The following is a 14,824-nucleotide window of genomic DNA, read 5'->3' as shown; positions in this document are numbered from 1 at the left end:
CTGCGTCAGTGTCAAGCGAAGCGCCGCTGGGGAGTCTTGCGTGCTTGGGCTTCGCGGCGACGCTGGTTTGTTCGATGGAAGATCTTGCGGGGTCGCCCAAGGCGGCCGCGCGGGCGGCCTTTTTGGGCGTTCAGTGGTGCGGCGTCGACGTCCGGGTTTGCGGAGATGACGTAGGCGTCTTCAACAGGAGGGGCACAGACAAGAGCGGCGATTTTGCGCTCTGGGAGGGACGGTCGCAAGGATGGGCGGCAGGGCTCAATCGAGCTTGTAGCTTTTCAGGTGGATGCTGGTTTCCGTGGCGGAGATGGCCTTGATGAGGCGGACGCGGTCCAGGACGCGGGACATTTCCTCGATGTTGGCGACGCGCAGTTCGGCCAGCAGGTCCCAGCGGCCGTTGGTGTCGTGCAGGGCGACGACGGCGGGATCGCCCAGGAGGATGCTGACGACGCGGCGGGTTTCGTTGCCGTCGACGGCGATGTTCATCCAGGCGCCGATCTGGTCGGGTTGGGATTCGGGGCGCAGCCGGACGGTGTAGCCGACGATGATGCCCTCGTCTTCCATGCGGGCGATGCGGTTGTTGACGGTGCCCCTTGATACGTCGAGCTTCTTGGCCAGGGTCGCGACGGTTGCGCGAGCGTCGGCGCGCAACAGACCCAGCAATTGCTGATCGAGTGTGTCCATGATTGTTCCAGCCTGAAAATTGGCGCCAATTTCACATCTTATACGGATTCGATGCGGCGCTGGCGCGCGCTGTCCGGCACGCGGGCCTGGCGGGCCATGGCGTGTTTTTGCCACGGCCCCAATTTACCCCGTTTGGATTGGCGCCAATTTTTGATATATTTCGGGCCGGTCCGACAGCGCCCTACTCGGCTCATGCATCCACCTTGGCTGACGTCCGTGCCGGACTCGTAAAGATTCTCAATGTGATTGACGCTCGTATTAATGACGAGCGCCCTTCCCCGCTTCCTGGACTTCCGATGCCGATTCCTTTTCCCCCGCGACGCCTGGCGCTCGCGCTGGCCATGCTGACGCTGGCCGCCCACAGCCGGGCGCAGACCGCGGCAGACGCCGCGCCCGCCGACAACACCCTGGGCGCGATCAGCGTCGTGGGCGACTGGCTGGACAACCCCAATGAAGAAAAGGTGCTTGAACACGGCGGCGCGCGCACGATCATCGAGCGTTCGTCGTTCCAGGATACCGGCGCGACCAATGTGCGCGACGTCTTGCGCCGCGTGCCGGGCGTGCAGGTGCAGGAAAGCAATGGCACGGGCGGCAGCGATGTGTCGCTGAACGTGGGCGTGCGCGGGCTGACCTCGCGCCTGTCGCCGCGCTCGACCATTCTGATGGACGGCATTCCGCTGGCGGTGGCGCCCTATGGCCAGCCGCAGTTGTCGATGGCGCCCGTGTCGCTGGGCAACCTGTCGGCGGTGGACGTGGTGCGCGGCGCCGGCTCGGTGCGCTATGGCCCGCAGAACGTGGGCGGCATCATCAACTTCGTGACGCGCGCGATTCCGCGGGACTTCACCGCCGACGCCACGGTCGAGACCGACATGTACAGCCACGGCGGTGTGAAGACCTCGCCCAGCGCGTTCATCGGCGGCACCAATGAGCGGGGCCTGGGCGGCGCCCTGCTGTATTCAGGCACGCACGGCAACGGCTTTCGTGAAAGCAACGACCGCGTGGACATCGATGACGTGATGCTCAAGGGCACCTATCGCATCGGCGCCGACGACAGCGTGTCGGCCGCGCTGCATCACTACGAAGGCCGCGCCGGCATGCCCGGCGGGTTGACCACCAGGCAGTATTCCGAGGACCCCTTCCAGTCGACGCGGCCGTATGACAGTTTCACCGGCCGCCGCACCGACGCCTCGTTCCGCTACAACCACGACGACGGCATCAATAAGTTCGAGCTGCTGACGTACTACACCGACAGCTTCCGCGGCAGCAGCATCGAAACGGAGGGCACCGGCGCCAACGCCGGCAAGCGCCGCCTGACCTTCAACCCGCGCAACTATCACACCTTCGCGATCGAGCCGCGCTATTCGCGCCTGTTTCGCGGCGCCGACGTGACGCAGGAGATCAGCGTGGGCTACCGCTACCTGAAGGAAGCCAGCGACGAGCGCGCCTCGCGCACCGCGTTCTACGTGCCGGACGGCGGCTTCGATCCGCTCGATGCCCCGAATCCGCAGTACCAGTACCGCACCGGCGGCACCACGGCGCATGCGGTCTACATCGACGACACCATCAATGTCGGCAACTGGACCATCACGCCGGGTCTGCGCTATGAATTCATCGACTCGTTCCTGAACGACAAGACCAATCCCGCGGCCAGGACCCATACCAGCATCAAGTCCGAAGAACCCCTGCCCTCGCTGTCGGTGGTCTACCACGTCAGCGAACAATGGAGCGTGTTCGCCAACGCCGGCCAGTCATTCGGCCCGCTGCAGTACTTTCAGATCGCCTCGACCACCAACGGCCTGCATCCGGAAAAGGCCACCACCTATGAAGTCGGCACGCACTTCAATGGCGGCGGCTGGAAGGGCGAGCTGACGCTGTTCAACATCGACTTCGACGACGAACTGCAGTTGCGCGGCGGTACCAACGGCGGTTCGGACGCCTGGACCAACCTGGGCGCCACCCGCCACCGTGGCCTGGAAACCGGGCTGTCGTACGACCTGGGCGAACTGTCGGCGGCGCTGTCGGGCCTGTCGCTGTACGGCACCTATACCTACACCCAGGCCACCTACAAAGCCGGCGTGTTCGAGGGCCGCGACCTGCCCTTCTATTCGCGCAACGTGGCCTCGCTGGGCGCGCGCTACACGCGCAACCAGTGGACCTTCAATGTCGACACCTTCCTGCAGTCCAAGCAGCGGTCGCCCGGCGCGCCCGACCCTGGCGCCCGCTACCAGACCGAGGAAAGCGCCAACGGCGCCTACGGCGACATCCCGGGCTACGGCACGGTGCACGTGCGCGCCGCCTACGACTTCGGCAAGCAGATGCACAACCTGAACATCGCGCTGGGCGTGAAGAACCTGTTCGACAAGCGCTACTTCACGCGCTCCACCGACAACAACGCGGGCAAGTACGTGGGCATGCCGCGCACGGTGTACCTGCAAGCCTCGCTGGCGTACTGAGGCATCGCCCCCGGGTCGGGCGCCACGCCGACGGCGTGGCGCCCGACCTGACGGCTAGCCCAATGCCGCCACCAGCCTGCCGACCTCGGCGATGCAGCGGTCGCGCTCCTCCATCGGCACCGCGGTGGTTTCCAGATAGGCCGCGATGATGATCGGCGCCGCGCCGGGCGGTTGCGCGAAGCCGGCGTCGTTGCAGCCCACCTTCGAATAGGTGCCTGTCTTCTCGCCGATCTTCCAATCCGCCGGCATGCCGGCGCGCAGGCGCTTGCCGCCCGTCGTGTTGGCCAGCAGCCAGGATTGCAGTTGCTGCCGCGATTGCGGCTTGAGCGCGTCGCCGAACAGTAGCGTATCCAGCGTGCGCGCCATGGCCTGCGGGGTGGTGGTGTCCTGCGGTTCGCTCGGGTGCGGGCGGTTCAATTCGGGTTCGTAGCGATCGTGGCGCGTGACGGTATCGCCCAGGCTGCGCAGGTAGCGGGTCAGGGCTTGCGGGCCGCCATAGCTCTTGTGCATGAGGTTGACCGCCGCGTTGTCGCTGGTGGTGATCGTCGCTTCACAGAGTTCGGCCAGCGTCATTCCCCGCGGCCCGACATGCAGCCGCGTGACCGGCGAATACTCCCGGACATCGGCGTCGGTGATCGGGATGCGGCGCGACAGCTGGTCCTCGCCACGGTCGGCCCGCGCCAGCACGTAGGCCGCGGACAGCGTCTTGAAGGAGCTGAGCATCAGGAAGCGTTCGTCGGCGCGATAGCCGGCGGCTTGCCCACTGCCCACGTCCAGCAGGGCCACTCCCAGCCGTCCGCGGCTGGCGGCCTCCACTTGGGCAAGGCCTTGTTGGAACGCCGCGAGACTTTCGCGCGTCCATCGAGTTTTCTTATCCGTGCGGGCGTGTGCAAGGGCAGGAATCCAACCGGCCAGCACGGCCGAGGCAATGAAGGTTCTTCGGGTCAGCAACGCGTTCTCCTTGAAAAAACGCTTGCATGCTAGAGGCTGGACGGGGCGGCCAACAAACGGGAATAATTGTGGCCGTCCCATAGAAAAACTAATGCGTCGCCATGGACCTGCCGCTCAACGCCCTGAGAGCCTTTCAAGTGTCGGCGCGACATCTGAGCTTCACGCGCGCCGCGCAGGAACTGAACCTGACGCAGGCGGCCGTCAGCCAGCACGTCAAGAACCTGGAGGCGCGGCTCGGCGTGGCGTTGTTTCGCCGCGTGCCTCGCGGCCTGGTGCTTACGGACGAAGGCCTGGCGCTGATGCCGGTGTTGTCCGAATCCTTCGACCGCATCGCCGCCGTGCTGCAGGGCTATGGCGGCAAGGTGCGGCGCCAGGTGCTGTCGGTGGGAGTCGTCGGTACGTTTGCGGTGGGCTGGCTGCTGCCCCGCATGCGCGACTTTCAGACGCGCCATCCGCATGTGGACTTGCGCGTGTTCTCGAACAACAACCGCGTCGACCTGGCCGCCGAAGGCCTGGACCTGGCGATACGATTCGGGGATGGCAACTGGCATGGCATTGAGGCGTGGCCGCTGTTGTCGGCGCCCCTGTCACCGGTCTGCGCGCCCGCCGTGGCCCCCCGGTTGCGCGCCCCCCGCGATGTGCTGCACGAGTCCCTGCTGCGATCCTATCGGCCGGACGAATGGCCCGCCTGGTTTGCCACCGCCGGCCTGGAGCCGCCCTTGGTGCAGGGTTCAATGTTCGACTCATCGCTGGTATTGGCCGACGCGGCCGCGCAGGGCGCGGGGGTCGCCCTGCTGCCCACGCGCCTGTTCGAGCGTGAGTTCCTTTCGGGCCGGCTGGTGCGTCCGTTCGCGCTGGAAGTGGAAACTGGCCAGTACTGGCTGACCCGCATCGCCAGCCGCCGTCCGACGGCCGCGATGCAAGCGTTCAGCGCCTGGATGCAGGATGCGGTGGCCGCCTGGCCGCAAGCGGGCACGGCGGGCTGAACCCGCGCGTTCATCGCGGGATCTCGGCGCCGCTATTTGCCCAACAGGCGCTTGACGCCAGCGACCACGCCCAGCGTCACCGCCCCCGCGACGATGCCGAACAGGGCGCTGAGCAAGGTCGACACCAAGGGCGGCAGCAAGCCGCCGCCGCTGGCCGCCGCGACGTGTTCGATGGCCGCGCCCAGCGGCGCGATGCCGTGCGTCAGGATGCCGCCGCCGACCATGAACATGGCGGCGGTGCCCACCACCGACAAGGTCTTCATCAGGTAGGGCGCGGCCGCCACGATGCGCTTGCCGAACCAGGCGGCCAGCGCGGCGCGGCGGGCGCTCAGGTACAGGCCCAGGTCGTCGAGCTTGACGATGCCCGCCACCAGGCCGTAGACCCCCACCGTCATGACCAGGGCGATGCCGGCCAGCACCACCGTCTGGCGCAGCAGATCGGCGCCGGCCACCGCCCCCAGGGTGATGGCGATGATCTCCGCCGACAGGATGAAGTCGGTGCGCACCGCGCCCTTGATCTTGTCGCGCTCGAACGCCACCATGTCCACCGCGGCGTTCTGCAGGGCCTCGGCGCGGGCGGCGTGATTGCCCTCGGCGGTCTCGCCGTGCGGCAGGAACTTGTGGGCCAGCTTCTCGACGCCTTCGAAGCACAGGAACAGGCCGCCGGCCATCAGCAGCGGCGTCACCGCCCAGGACGCGAAGGCGCTGATCACCAGCGCCGACGGCACCAGGATGAGCTTGTTGATGAGCGAGCCCTTCGCCACCGCCCACACCACCGGCAGTTCGCGATTGACCGGCACGCCCGAGACCTGCTGCGCATTCAGCGCCAGGTCGTCGCCCAGCACCCCGGCGGTTTTCTTGGCCGCCACCTTGGTCATGACGGAGACGTCGTCCAGGATGGTGGCGATGTCGTCGAACAATGCGAAGAAGCTGCTGCCTGCCATGGCGGATTCCGCAAAGTGGAGATGCCCGAGTGTACAGGCGTCCGCGCGCCGGGAGCGGTCTGCCGGACGTGGCCGTTTCCGCCCGTTACCTGTCCGTGCGCGCGATGGGCTCGCCGCCGGGGCGCGGGTATGCTGGCGGACCGACCGTTCGGAAAGGACCGCCATGCTCGAATTGCGCCCCAGCTGTGAACATTGTGACGCCGACCTGCCGCCGGCCTCGACCGAGGCCCGCATCTGCAGCTTTGAATGCACCTTCTGCGCGCGCTGCGCCGACGAGGTGCTCGGCAACGTCTGCCCGAATTGCGGCGGCGGCTTTGCGCCGCGGCCTGTGCGCCCCGCCACCGACCGGCGCAATGGCAATTTCCTGGGCAGGTATCCGGCGGCGGCCGAGCGCAAGCACCGGCCGGCCGACCTGGCCGCCCACGCCGCGCTGCGGCAGGCGCTGCGCGGCATCCCGCCACAGGACCGCTGAAACCGCCGGGCCCACGCGCCGCGCATCCGTCGCCGCCACGGCGGGCCAGGGAGCCGGCGCGCATGTGTCCGCGCGCCGGCCGTGCTGGCGGCGCCGACTAGCCGCGCGGGCGGACCGCCTCGGCCTCGGCGTTCTCGAACAGGATGTTGTTTTCCAGGTGGATGTGGGCCATCAGGTCCTGCTTGAACGTGCCGATGCCCAGGTACAGCGCGCGCCAGGTGTTGCAGGCGGCGCGTGGCAGCGTCAGGTCATGCGTCAGGGCCATCAGGCGCTCCAGCGCCACGCCGTGGTCATCATGCTCCATGCGCATCATGGTGATGGGCATGACCGCCATGGCGCCATGGCCGCGCGCCAGCATCGGGAACAGCACCTGTTCCTCCTTCTGCATGTGGCTTTCCAGTTCCTGGTGCATATCGCGCAGGTGATCGGCCAGTCCGGTGGGGCAGTCGGGACTGTCCGCATGCACCTGTTCCACCTTCATCGCCAGCCGGATCAATTCGGGCAGCTGCTGCCGGTGCACCTCGTGATAGCGCGCCAGGATGTGATCGATCAGGTCGGCCGGGCTTGCCTGGCTCCAGTCGCGCTCGTCCGAGGCCGCGCCGGCCAGCGCCAACAGCCGCGCCTCGATCTGGCTCGCATCCAGTGACCGTTGCGCCGCGGCCTCGGCCAGGCTTTTCTTGCCGCCACAGCAAAAATCCAATTGATATTCGTGAAACACCTGGGTGGCGCCGGGAATGCTGCGGGCCAGCTGGCCCAGGGACTGTTCAACCATGCTCATCGCGTTTCTCCATGCTTCATGAGGGTGCCTGATCAGTAGCGAGATCCGTGCCAGGAAAAACTTGCGCCAAATCAATGATTTGAAAATTAAAGGGTAAAAACCACCCGGCGCGCTTGCGGTATTTATCACCCCCAAGGGTACGATTGACCCATGCAGAACCTGTTGCTTACCGACCTGGTCGTGGACCTGCCCGCCGCCGTCCGCCTGCAACGGCTGGCGGCCGGCCTGCGCGCCCATTTCCGCTGTGGCGCGGTCGCCCTGTTGCAACTGGAGGCCGACCACCTGCGGCCGGTCGCCGTCGATGGCCTGACCCAGGATGCGCTGGGCCGCCGCTTCGCGGTCCAGCAGCACCCGCGGCTGGCCGCCATCCTGGCGCGCCGCGGCGTCACCTGTTTCCATCACGACAGCACCCTGCCCGATCCCTACGACGGGCTGATCAACGGCATGGCCGGCGAACCGCTGCCGGTGCACGACTGCATGGGCACCAGCCTGCATATCGAAGGCCAGCCCTGGGGCGTACTGACGCTGGACGCGCTGGAGGTCGGCACCTTCGACGCCGAGGCGCAATCGGATCTGCGCGACATGATCGTGCTGGTCGAGGCCGCCCTGCGCGTGACGCGCCTGGAGGCCGAAACCCGCGCGCTGCGCGTGGCCCGCGGCGCGCTGCCGGCCGACAGCGCGCTGGCCGATGACAGCGAGATCCTCGGGCAGAGCGAGGCCATCGCCCGCCTGCTGCACGAGATCGAGGTGGTGGCGGACTCCGAACTGCCCATCCTGCTGCTGGGCGAAACCGGCGTCGGCAAGGAGTTGTTCGCGCATCGCGTGCATCGCCAATCGCGCCGCCGCGGCAAGCCGCTGGTGCACGTGAACTGTGCCGCCCTGCCCGAATCGCTGGCCGAAAGCGAACTGTTCGGCCATGCCAAGGGCGCATTCTCGGGAGCGCTGACCGAGCGGCCGGGCCGTTTCGAAGCCGCCAACGGCGGCACGCTGTTCCTGGACGAGGTCGGCGAATTGCCGCTGGCGGTGCAGGCCAAGCTGCTGCGCACCCTGCAGAACGGCGAAATCCAGCGGCTGGGCGACGACCGCCCGCGCACGGTCGACGTGCGCATCGTCGCGGCCACCAACCGCGACCTGCGCGATCGCGTGCGCCAGGGCGATTTCCGCGCCGACCTGTATCACCGGCTCTCGGTCTATCCGGTGCCCATTCCGCCGCTGCGCAAGCGCGGCCGCGACGTGCTGCTGCTGGCCGGCCGCTACCTGGAACTGAACCGCGCGCGGCTGGGGCTGCGCAGCCTGCGCCTGTCGCCCGAGGCCGAAGATATGCTCAGCCGCTATCGCTGGCCCGGCAACGTGCGCGAACTGGAACATGTCATCAGCCGCGCCGCCATCAAGGCCGTGAGCCACGGCGCCCATCGCAACGAAATCGTCACGCTGGGCCCCGGCCTGCTGGACCTGGACGATGTCGCCATGCCCGTGCCCCCGCCCGAAGCACCCGCCTTGCCGGCCGGTGCCGCCCAGCCCCTGCGAGTCGCGGTCGACGCCTGTCAGCGCCAGGCGATCCGGCGCGCGCTGCAAGCGCACCAGGGCAGTTGGGCCGGCGCCGCGCGGGCGCTCGACATCGATTCCAGCAACCTGCACAAGCTGGCGCGCCGTCTCGGCCTGAAGGACTGAGCCTGCATCAGGCCATGGCGCCGCCCCGCCCGGCGCCAGCTAAGAGCGCGGCATGCGCTCCAGGCAGGCGTTCACCACCGTCATCACCGGTCCGCCGCGCAACTCGGCCTCGGCATGGGCCGCCCCCGAAGCCAGCAACTGGTCATAACGCAGGAAATCCTCCAATGGCACTTTCGCCTGCAGTCCGTCCAGCACGCATTGGCAATAGTCCTTGGCCTTGGCGTCGACGTCGCGCGCGGCGGCCGGCGCCTTGGCCTTGAAACCCTGCATGCAGGAGTTGTAGGTGGTGCGTTGCACCTCGGGCGGATACTCCGTCTTTTTGTTGCAGCCGGCCAGCAGGGCCAAGGCCATGGCACCGGCGCCCAGGGCGCGGCAGGAGCGGATCGGCATGGTATTCCTCGGATCGGGAGGGAATGGGAAACGCCGATTTTGGCACGGCGCGGCATGGCCGCATGCGCGGGCCGGGCCGGGCCGGCGCGTCAGGAGGCCTGGGGCGCGACAGGCATCCGCAGCGTGAAGACAGTGCGATCCTCGCCCGACCTGACGTCGATGACGCCTTGATGGGCCGTGGCGATGCATCGGCATATATACAGGCCCAGGCCGATTCCCGCCGCCATGCCAGTCCTGCCCGTCGCGCTGCTGGCCCGCGTCAGCGGGTCGAACAGCGTGGGCAGGGCGCGTCGCGGAATCGGCGGGCCGTCGTTCGCCACTTCCAGCCACACCCAACCGGCCGGCTCGGCCATTGCCATCAACTCGATCTCGCCCGCGCCATAGCGAGCGGCATTGGACAGCAGATTGAACAACAGTTGGCCGATACGTCCGGGATCGCAGCGGACAATCAGGTTCTCCGGGCACTCGACGCGGATCACGGCCTCCGGGTAGAGCGCGCCGATCTCCTCAGCCGCCTGGCGGCATATCCGCGCCAGGTCCTGCTCGGAAAGCGCCACCGGCAGCCCGCTGCCCAGCCGCGTCCGCGCGAACACCAGCAGGTCATCGATCATCCACTTCATGCGCACCGCGCTGCGCTGCACGTACGAAGTGGCACGGATACTGGCCGGCGAGAGATTGCGGTCGCGCGACAGGATCTCCGCGGAATTGAGCAACACGCCCAGCGGCGATCGCAGGTCATGCGCCAGCACGCCGGCGAACAGGTCGCGGATGCGCTCGGTGCGGTCGGAAAACTGGCGGACCGACTCGGTCAAGCCCTGGTCGATCGCCTCATTGAAGCGGATCATTTCCTGAAAGGCCTGCGGGCCGGCGGGCGCGCTGTGTTCCCACCGGCGCAACACGCTGGCGCGCAGCGCCCGGTATTCCGCCAGCACTTCATTGATGCCGAACCCCTGTGACAGGCGGTCGTCGGCGTGCAACATGGAAACGGTGTCAAAGGCGCTGTCCTGCTCGCGCTTGGCGCCATGCGATTTTTGCCGCTGCTGCAGGGGAGTCTGCGCCTGGCGCATGTTGGCGGCCACCCTGGTCAACAGCTCGGCGCCTGAATTGCGCAGCTCGACGGCCGTAAGCCGGTGCTTGCCCTGGTTCAGCACCATGGCATATTCCGCCCAGTCGTCGATCAGGGCTTCCAGATTGGCTTCGATGAAATCCGCCAGGTCCATATCGGTCTCCATGGATGAAGCGTGCGCGCCGGACGCACTAGTGCGCGACCAACAGCCGCGTCAGGGCTTCGATCGAATAAGGCTTCTGCATGACCTCCAGCGCCCCGGCATCGCGCCCCGCCAACGCTTCACTGTAACCGGTTGCCAGCACCACCCGTATCGCCGGCCATTGCGCCTTGATCATTTCAGCCAACTGCACCCCATCCATGCCAGGCAACACGATGTCGAGGATGGCGATATCGAAACGCCCCTGCCTCTCTTGCAACATGCCCAACGCGCTCTCGGCATCGGTGGCCCAGGTCAGGTCCTGGCCCAGATCGGTCAGCAAGGTCGACACAACCTCGCCGACCATGCGGTTGTCCTCGACCAGCAGGACGGCCTTGCGCGTCGTGACCCGAGCGGCGACGTCCGCATCGACAGGGCCGGCCACCGCGCTGGCCGGCGTCGCGGCGGGCAGGTACAGCGTGAACGTCGTGCCCTGCCCGACTTTACTGCGGACCGCGACATCGCCGCCCGATTGCCGCACGAAGCCCTGGACCTGGCTCAGCCCCAAGCCCGAATTCTGGTGCTTGCTCTTGGTGGAAAAGAACGGCTCGAAGACATGCGCCACCACATCGTCGGCAATGCCGACCCCGGTGTCCTGTACCGATAGCGCCACCTGCGGCCCGGGTTGGCCGGGAGCGCCGTTCGCGGCGGGCCTGCCATCGACGTGCCGCACCGATATCGTCAGCTGCCCGCCCGCGGGCATCGCATCGCGCGCATTGATCACGAGATTGAGCAAGGCCGATTCCAGCTGGCCCGGGTCCGCGGAAATCGTGCAACTGCCCGGGTCGAGTTCATAGCTCAGGGCGATGCTCGACCCCAGCGACGCTTCGAACAACTGGCGCAACGACGCCAGGGTTTCGCGCACATCGAACACATGCGGCTGCAGCGGCTGCTTCCTGGCATACGCCAGCAGCTTGCGGGTCAGCTGCGCGGCGCGCTCGGTCGTATCGATGATGATTCCCAGGTAACGCGTGGCCGAGGCCGGCAGGTCCGGGGACCGCTTCATGAACTCGGCGGAAAACCGGATGGCGGTCAGGAAATTATTGAAGTCGTGCGCCACCCCGCCCGTCAGGCGGCCGATGGCCTCCATTCGCTGGGCCTGGTGCATGGCGTCGCGCGCGGCCTGGGATTCCTCGCGGCGCAGCGTTTGTTCGGTGATGTCCCGGGTGATCTTGGCAAAGCCCACCAGCCGACCCTGGCCGTCGTGGATCGGATCGATCACCGCGCTGCACCAGAAGCGGCTGCCATCCTTGCGCACCCGCCAGCCTTCGGTTTCGAACCGTCCAGCGCGCAATGCCGTTTCCAGGGCGCGCTCGGGCGCGCCGGCGGCGCGATCCTCTTCGGTGTAGAAGACGGAGAAGTGCTGCCCCAGGATTTCGTGCTCGGCGTAGCCCTTGAAGCGCTCGGCCCCGGGATTCCAGCTGCTCACCAGGCCGTTGGCGTCCAAGAGGTAGATGGCATAGTCCATCACCGCGTCCACCAACAGCCGGTAGCGCTCGTCGGAGGGAATTTGAGGGGCCATGTCTGCCTCGCGAAAGTCGAATTGATGCGATCCCGCCGCGCCAGCAAGAAACATGCCCCTTGCGCGGCAGACGCCGCCGCAAGCCCACGCTCCGGCTGCTCATCCCAGGCCGTGATACTTCCGGCCCATCTCCATGGTGGCGCGGTAGAAGCCCTCCTTGCTGCCGCAGTCGTAGCGTTGACCGTCGTACTGGTAGCCAAACACGCGGCCCCCATCGAGCAGGGCCGCGATGGCGTCGGTCAGCTGGATCTCGCCGCCGACACCCGGCCGGGTCGCCTGCAGCGCCGGGAAGATGGCGGGATCGAGGATGTAGCGTCCCACCACGCCCAGATCGGTCGGCGCGTCCTCTGGCCGCGGCTTCTCGACGATGCCGGTCAGGCGCAGCACTCCGTGCGAGGCCTGCGTGCCGGAGACGATCCCATACTGATCGGTGTTGGCCGGCGGCACCTTCTGCACCGCGATCACGCTGCCGTCGAACTCCCGCGCCACCTTCATCATCTCGCCGATGACGGGCGTTTCGGCGTCGATCATGTCGTCCGCCAGCAGTACGGCGAACGGCTCATTGCCCACGATCGAGGCGGCGCACAGCACGGCGTGGCCCAGCCCCAGGGCGGCGGGCTGGCGGGTATAGACGCACTTCACGGTTTCCGGAATGACATTGCGCACGCTGTCGAGCAGCACGGCCTTGTTCTTCAGCTCAAGGTCGCGCTCCAGTTCCGGCACGCGGTCGAAATGGTCTTCGATGGCGCGCTTGTTGCGGCCGGTCACGAAGATCAGCTCCGTAATGCCGGCGGCCACCGCCTCCTCGACGGCATATTGGATCAGCGGCCGGTCGACGATGGGCAGCATTTCTTTGGGCATGGCCTTGGTCGCGGGCAGAAAGCGCGTGCCGAGGCCAGCAACAGGGAAAACCGCTTTGCGTATGGGAAGCATGGTATGAACCTCAGTCGGGCGGCTCGCCGGAGCGGGAGCCGTGGCAGCGATTAGCAAATGCCGTGCCCAATTGCGAGCGGCGTCGCGGCGGAAGCACCCGATCTCCCGGCGGCGCCGAAAATGTAAGAGTTCATTACCCTGCCGGCGTCGGCGCGCCCACACACCCGGGAGTGACGCTACGTTCTGCCGCAGGCCGGTACATACGCACTGGTTTGCGGGCATCTCACCGGCCACGGGATGACGGCATAGGATGAAATTTAGTGAAACAAAGGTGAAGCATCCGTCCGACCACAGCAACTAAGCTGCCAGCAACAGGTTGAGGAGGACTCCATCCGTGACTATCCGCACGCCCAGACAGGATACGGCCGGCACCCTATCGCACAACCCGCAGCACGCGACCGGACAAGATGGCCCGCCGACACCCCCGCGGCCTTTGACCATCCTGCTCGCAGACGACAACCAGGACGCCGTCGAAACCCTGGCTGAAATCCTCAGGCTTGACCACCACCAGGTCCATACCGCGTTCGAAGGGCGCACGGCCCTCGCCCTGGCGCAGGCGCACCGGCCGGATATCGTCCTGCTCGACATCAGCATGCCGGAACTGGACGGCTACACCCTCTGCCAACGGCTGCGGCGCGAACCCTGGGCCGCGGGCCTGGTGATCGTCGCGCTCAGCGGCTACGGCAGCCCGCAAGACCTCGAGCGCGGGCGCATCGCCGGCTTCGACCGCTATTTCACCAAACCTGCCGATCCGGGCGAACTGCTGGACTATCTGAATCGCTGCGGGGGCCACGCTCATGCAGGCACGGGCCACAACGCTTCGCGCCCCACCTGAAGCAACTTGCGGTCAGCCAGGCGCAGGGCTGTCAATACGCCGCCGGATACGCACCCAGTGTCCAGGCACACCACGTCCGACCGCACCAGCAATCCCAGCGTTGCCCAATGCCCGAAGAGGACGGGAGCCGGCCCCGCCTGCCGCCCCGGCACGTCGAACCAGGGCAGCACGCCGGGCGGCCAGCGCCCCGGCGCGGCCCTGGCGTGCGGCGCCAATGTGCCGTCGGGGCGGCAGAGCCGCATCTGGGTGAACGCCCGGACAATGAACCTCAGCCTGGCCGCGCCCGACATCGTGTCGCGCCAGGACAGCGGCGACGGCCCCCGGATCCGCCGCAGGTGCTGGCGCCATCGCGGATGGCGCAGCAACGTCTCGACCTCCCGCGCGCGCGCCATCGCCGTGGCGCAATCCCAGCGCGGATAGACGCCGGCGTGCACCAGCAGATGGCCGGCTTCGGCGTGCAGCAACGGCTGCCGGCGCAGCCAGTCCAGCAGCGACGTGGCGTCGCGCGCGCGCAGCAGCTCGTCCAGCGTATCGCGGCGGCCCGGCCGCAGGCAGCCCGCCGCGACTGCCAGCGCCCGCAGGTCGTGATTGCCGAGCACGACGGTGGCGCGCTCGCCCAGCGCCCTGACCCGCCGCAACGTCGCGGCCGACGCCGGCCCGCGGTTGACCAGGTCGCCCACGAACCAGAACCGGCAGCGCGGGTCATCGGCGATCTCGGGACGCGCCAGCAAGGCATCCAGGGAGTCGCGGCAACCATGCACATCGCCGATCACCCAGATCGATTCCATGGCGTTCAGTCCTTCTGCACAGCGCCACGCGCAGGCGTGCGCGGACGTCGGGACGATGTCAGCAATTGGCGCGCCCGGCCCCATCGCAAGATCCGGATAGCCGGCTCGCCGCGGCTTGCCTATCGTCGCCAAGTCATTTACCTACAAGGATTCAC

General features: G+C 67.4%; 14 protein-coding genes. 5 read left to right on the top strand and 9 right to left on the bottom strand.

Features of this window, described 5'->3' with window-relative positions; genetic code table 11:
- Positions 1–255 precede the first annotated feature (255 nt).
- Entirely contained in the window at positions 256–681 is a 426-nt protein-coding gene (locus ACUTAG_RS22000; protein WP_006389177.1) for an Lrp/AsnC family transcriptional regulator, read from the bottom strand.
- Positions 682–977: 296 nt separating this feature from the next.
- Between ACUTAG_RS22000 and ACUTAG_RS21995 the strand changes: the two genes are divergently transcribed.
- Positions 978–3,134: a TonB-dependent receptor family protein gene (locus tag ACUTAG_RS21995; RefSeq protein ID WP_148316387.1), complete on the top strand. Its 2,157-nt coding sequence runs from the start codon at positions 978–980 to the stop codon at positions 3,132–3,134.
- A 54-nt stretch (positions 3,135–3,188) separates the two neighbouring features.
- Here the strand turns inward: ACUTAG_RS21995 and ACUTAG_RS21990 are convergent, their stop codons facing one another.
- Positions 3,189–4,085 carry a carbapenem-hydrolyzing class A beta-lactamase AXC-1 gene (locus ACUTAG_RS21990; protein WP_020924773.1) on the bottom strand — a complete coding sequence of 299 codons (897 nt, stop codon included), beginning with the start codon at positions 4,083–4,085 and terminating at the stop codon, positions 3,189–3,191.
- A gap of 101 nt (positions 4,086–4,186) precedes the next feature.
- Between ACUTAG_RS21990 and axcR the strand changes: the two genes are divergently transcribed.
- On the top strand, positions 4,187–5,071 hold the full coding sequence (gene axcR, locus ACUTAG_RS21985; protein WP_020924774.1) for a putative beta-lactamase transcriptional repressor AxcR: 885 nt from the start codon (positions 4,187–4,189) through the stop codon (positions 5,069–5,071).
- A 32-nt stretch (positions 5,072–5,103) separates the two neighbouring features.
- Here axcR and ACUTAG_RS21980 read toward each other — a convergent pair whose 3' ends face one another.
- Positions 5,104–6,015, bottom strand: coding sequence for a DUF808 domain-containing protein (locus ACUTAG_RS21980; RefSeq protein ID WP_026384228.1), 912 nt, complete (start codon positions 6,013–6,015; stop codon positions 5,104–5,106).
- 163 nt (positions 6,016–6,178) lie between these two features.
- On the opposite strand from ACUTAG_RS21980, the gene ACUTAG_RS21975 reads away from it, so the two are divergent.
- On the top strand, positions 6,179–6,487 hold the full coding sequence (locus ACUTAG_RS21975) for a DUF1272 domain-containing protein (protein WP_006389174.1): 309 nt from the start codon (positions 6,179–6,181) through the stop codon (positions 6,485–6,487).
- Between the two features lie 97 nt (positions 6,488–6,584).
- Here ACUTAG_RS21975 and ytfE read toward each other — a convergent pair whose 3' ends face one another.
- Positions 6,585–7,265 (bottom strand): iron-sulfur cluster repair protein YtfE, encoded by a 681-nt coding sequence (gene ytfE, locus ACUTAG_RS21970; protein WP_006389173.1) that lies wholly within the window; start codon positions 7,263–7,265, stop codon positions 6,585–6,587.
- Positions 7,266–7,415: 150 nt separating this feature from the next.
- Here ytfE and norR point away from each other — a divergent pair, with 150 nt between their 5' ends.
- Complete coding sequence (norR, locus tag ACUTAG_RS21965) at positions 7,416–8,936, top strand: nitric oxide reductase transcriptional regulator NorR (RefSeq protein ID WP_148316385.1); 1,521 nt, start codon at positions 7,416–7,418, stop codon at positions 8,934–8,936.
- A gap of 39 nt (positions 8,937–8,975) precedes the next feature.
- On the opposite strand, the gene ACUTAG_RS21960 is transcribed toward norR, so the two are convergent.
- The 4 genes from ACUTAG_RS21960 to galU all read right to left on the bottom strand — a co-directional run bounded on the left by ACUTAG_RS21960 (position 8,976) and on the right by galU (position 13,046).
- The gene (locus ACUTAG_RS21960) at positions 8,976–9,326 is read right to left on the bottom strand and encodes a hypothetical protein (RefSeq protein ID WP_006389171.1); all 351 of its coding nucleotides are present in this window, start codon (positions 9,324–9,326) and stop codon (positions 8,976–8,978) included.
- A gap of 89 nt (positions 9,327–9,415) precedes the next feature.
- On the bottom strand, positions 9,416–10,546 hold the full coding sequence (locus ACUTAG_RS21955) for a sensor histidine kinase (RefSeq protein WP_148316383.1): 1,131 nt from the start codon (positions 10,544–10,546) through the stop codon (positions 9,416–9,418).
- A gap of 37 nt (positions 10,547–10,583) precedes the next feature.
- Entirely contained in the window at positions 10,584–12,113 is a 1,530-nt protein-coding gene (locus ACUTAG_RS21950; RefSeq protein WP_162838327.1) for a PAS domain-containing sensor histidine kinase, read from the bottom strand.
- A 99-nt stretch (positions 12,114–12,212) separates the two neighbouring features.
- A complete protein-coding gene (gene galU, locus ACUTAG_RS21945; protein WP_047992155.1) occupies positions 12,213–13,046 on the bottom strand; it encodes a UTP--glucose-1-phosphate uridylyltransferase GalU in 834 nt (277 codons plus the stop codon).
- Positions 13,047–13,380: 334 nt separating this feature from the next.
- Between galU and ACUTAG_RS21940 the strand changes: the two genes are divergently transcribed.
- Positions 13,381–13,881, top strand: a complete 501-nt coding sequence (locus ACUTAG_RS21940) for a response regulator (protein WP_165596285.1) — start codon at positions 13,381–13,383, stop codon at positions 13,879–13,881.
- Here ACUTAG_RS21940 and ACUTAG_RS21935 read toward each other — a convergent pair.
- Positions 13,842–14,669, bottom strand: a complete 828-nt coding sequence (locus tag ACUTAG_RS21935) for a symmetrical bis(5'-nucleosyl)-tetraphosphatase (RefSeq protein ID WP_148316381.1) — start codon at positions 14,667–14,669, stop codon at positions 13,842–13,844. The two genes, ACUTAG_RS21940 and ACUTAG_RS21935, sit on opposite strands and share 40 nt — an antisense overlap.
- Positions 14,670–14,824: the final 155 nt, after the last annotated feature.

The sequence above is a fragment of the Achromobacter sp. CSND-B12 genome (assembly GCF_052906545.1).
This window is presented reverse-complemented; position numbering and strand designations above follow the sequence as displayed.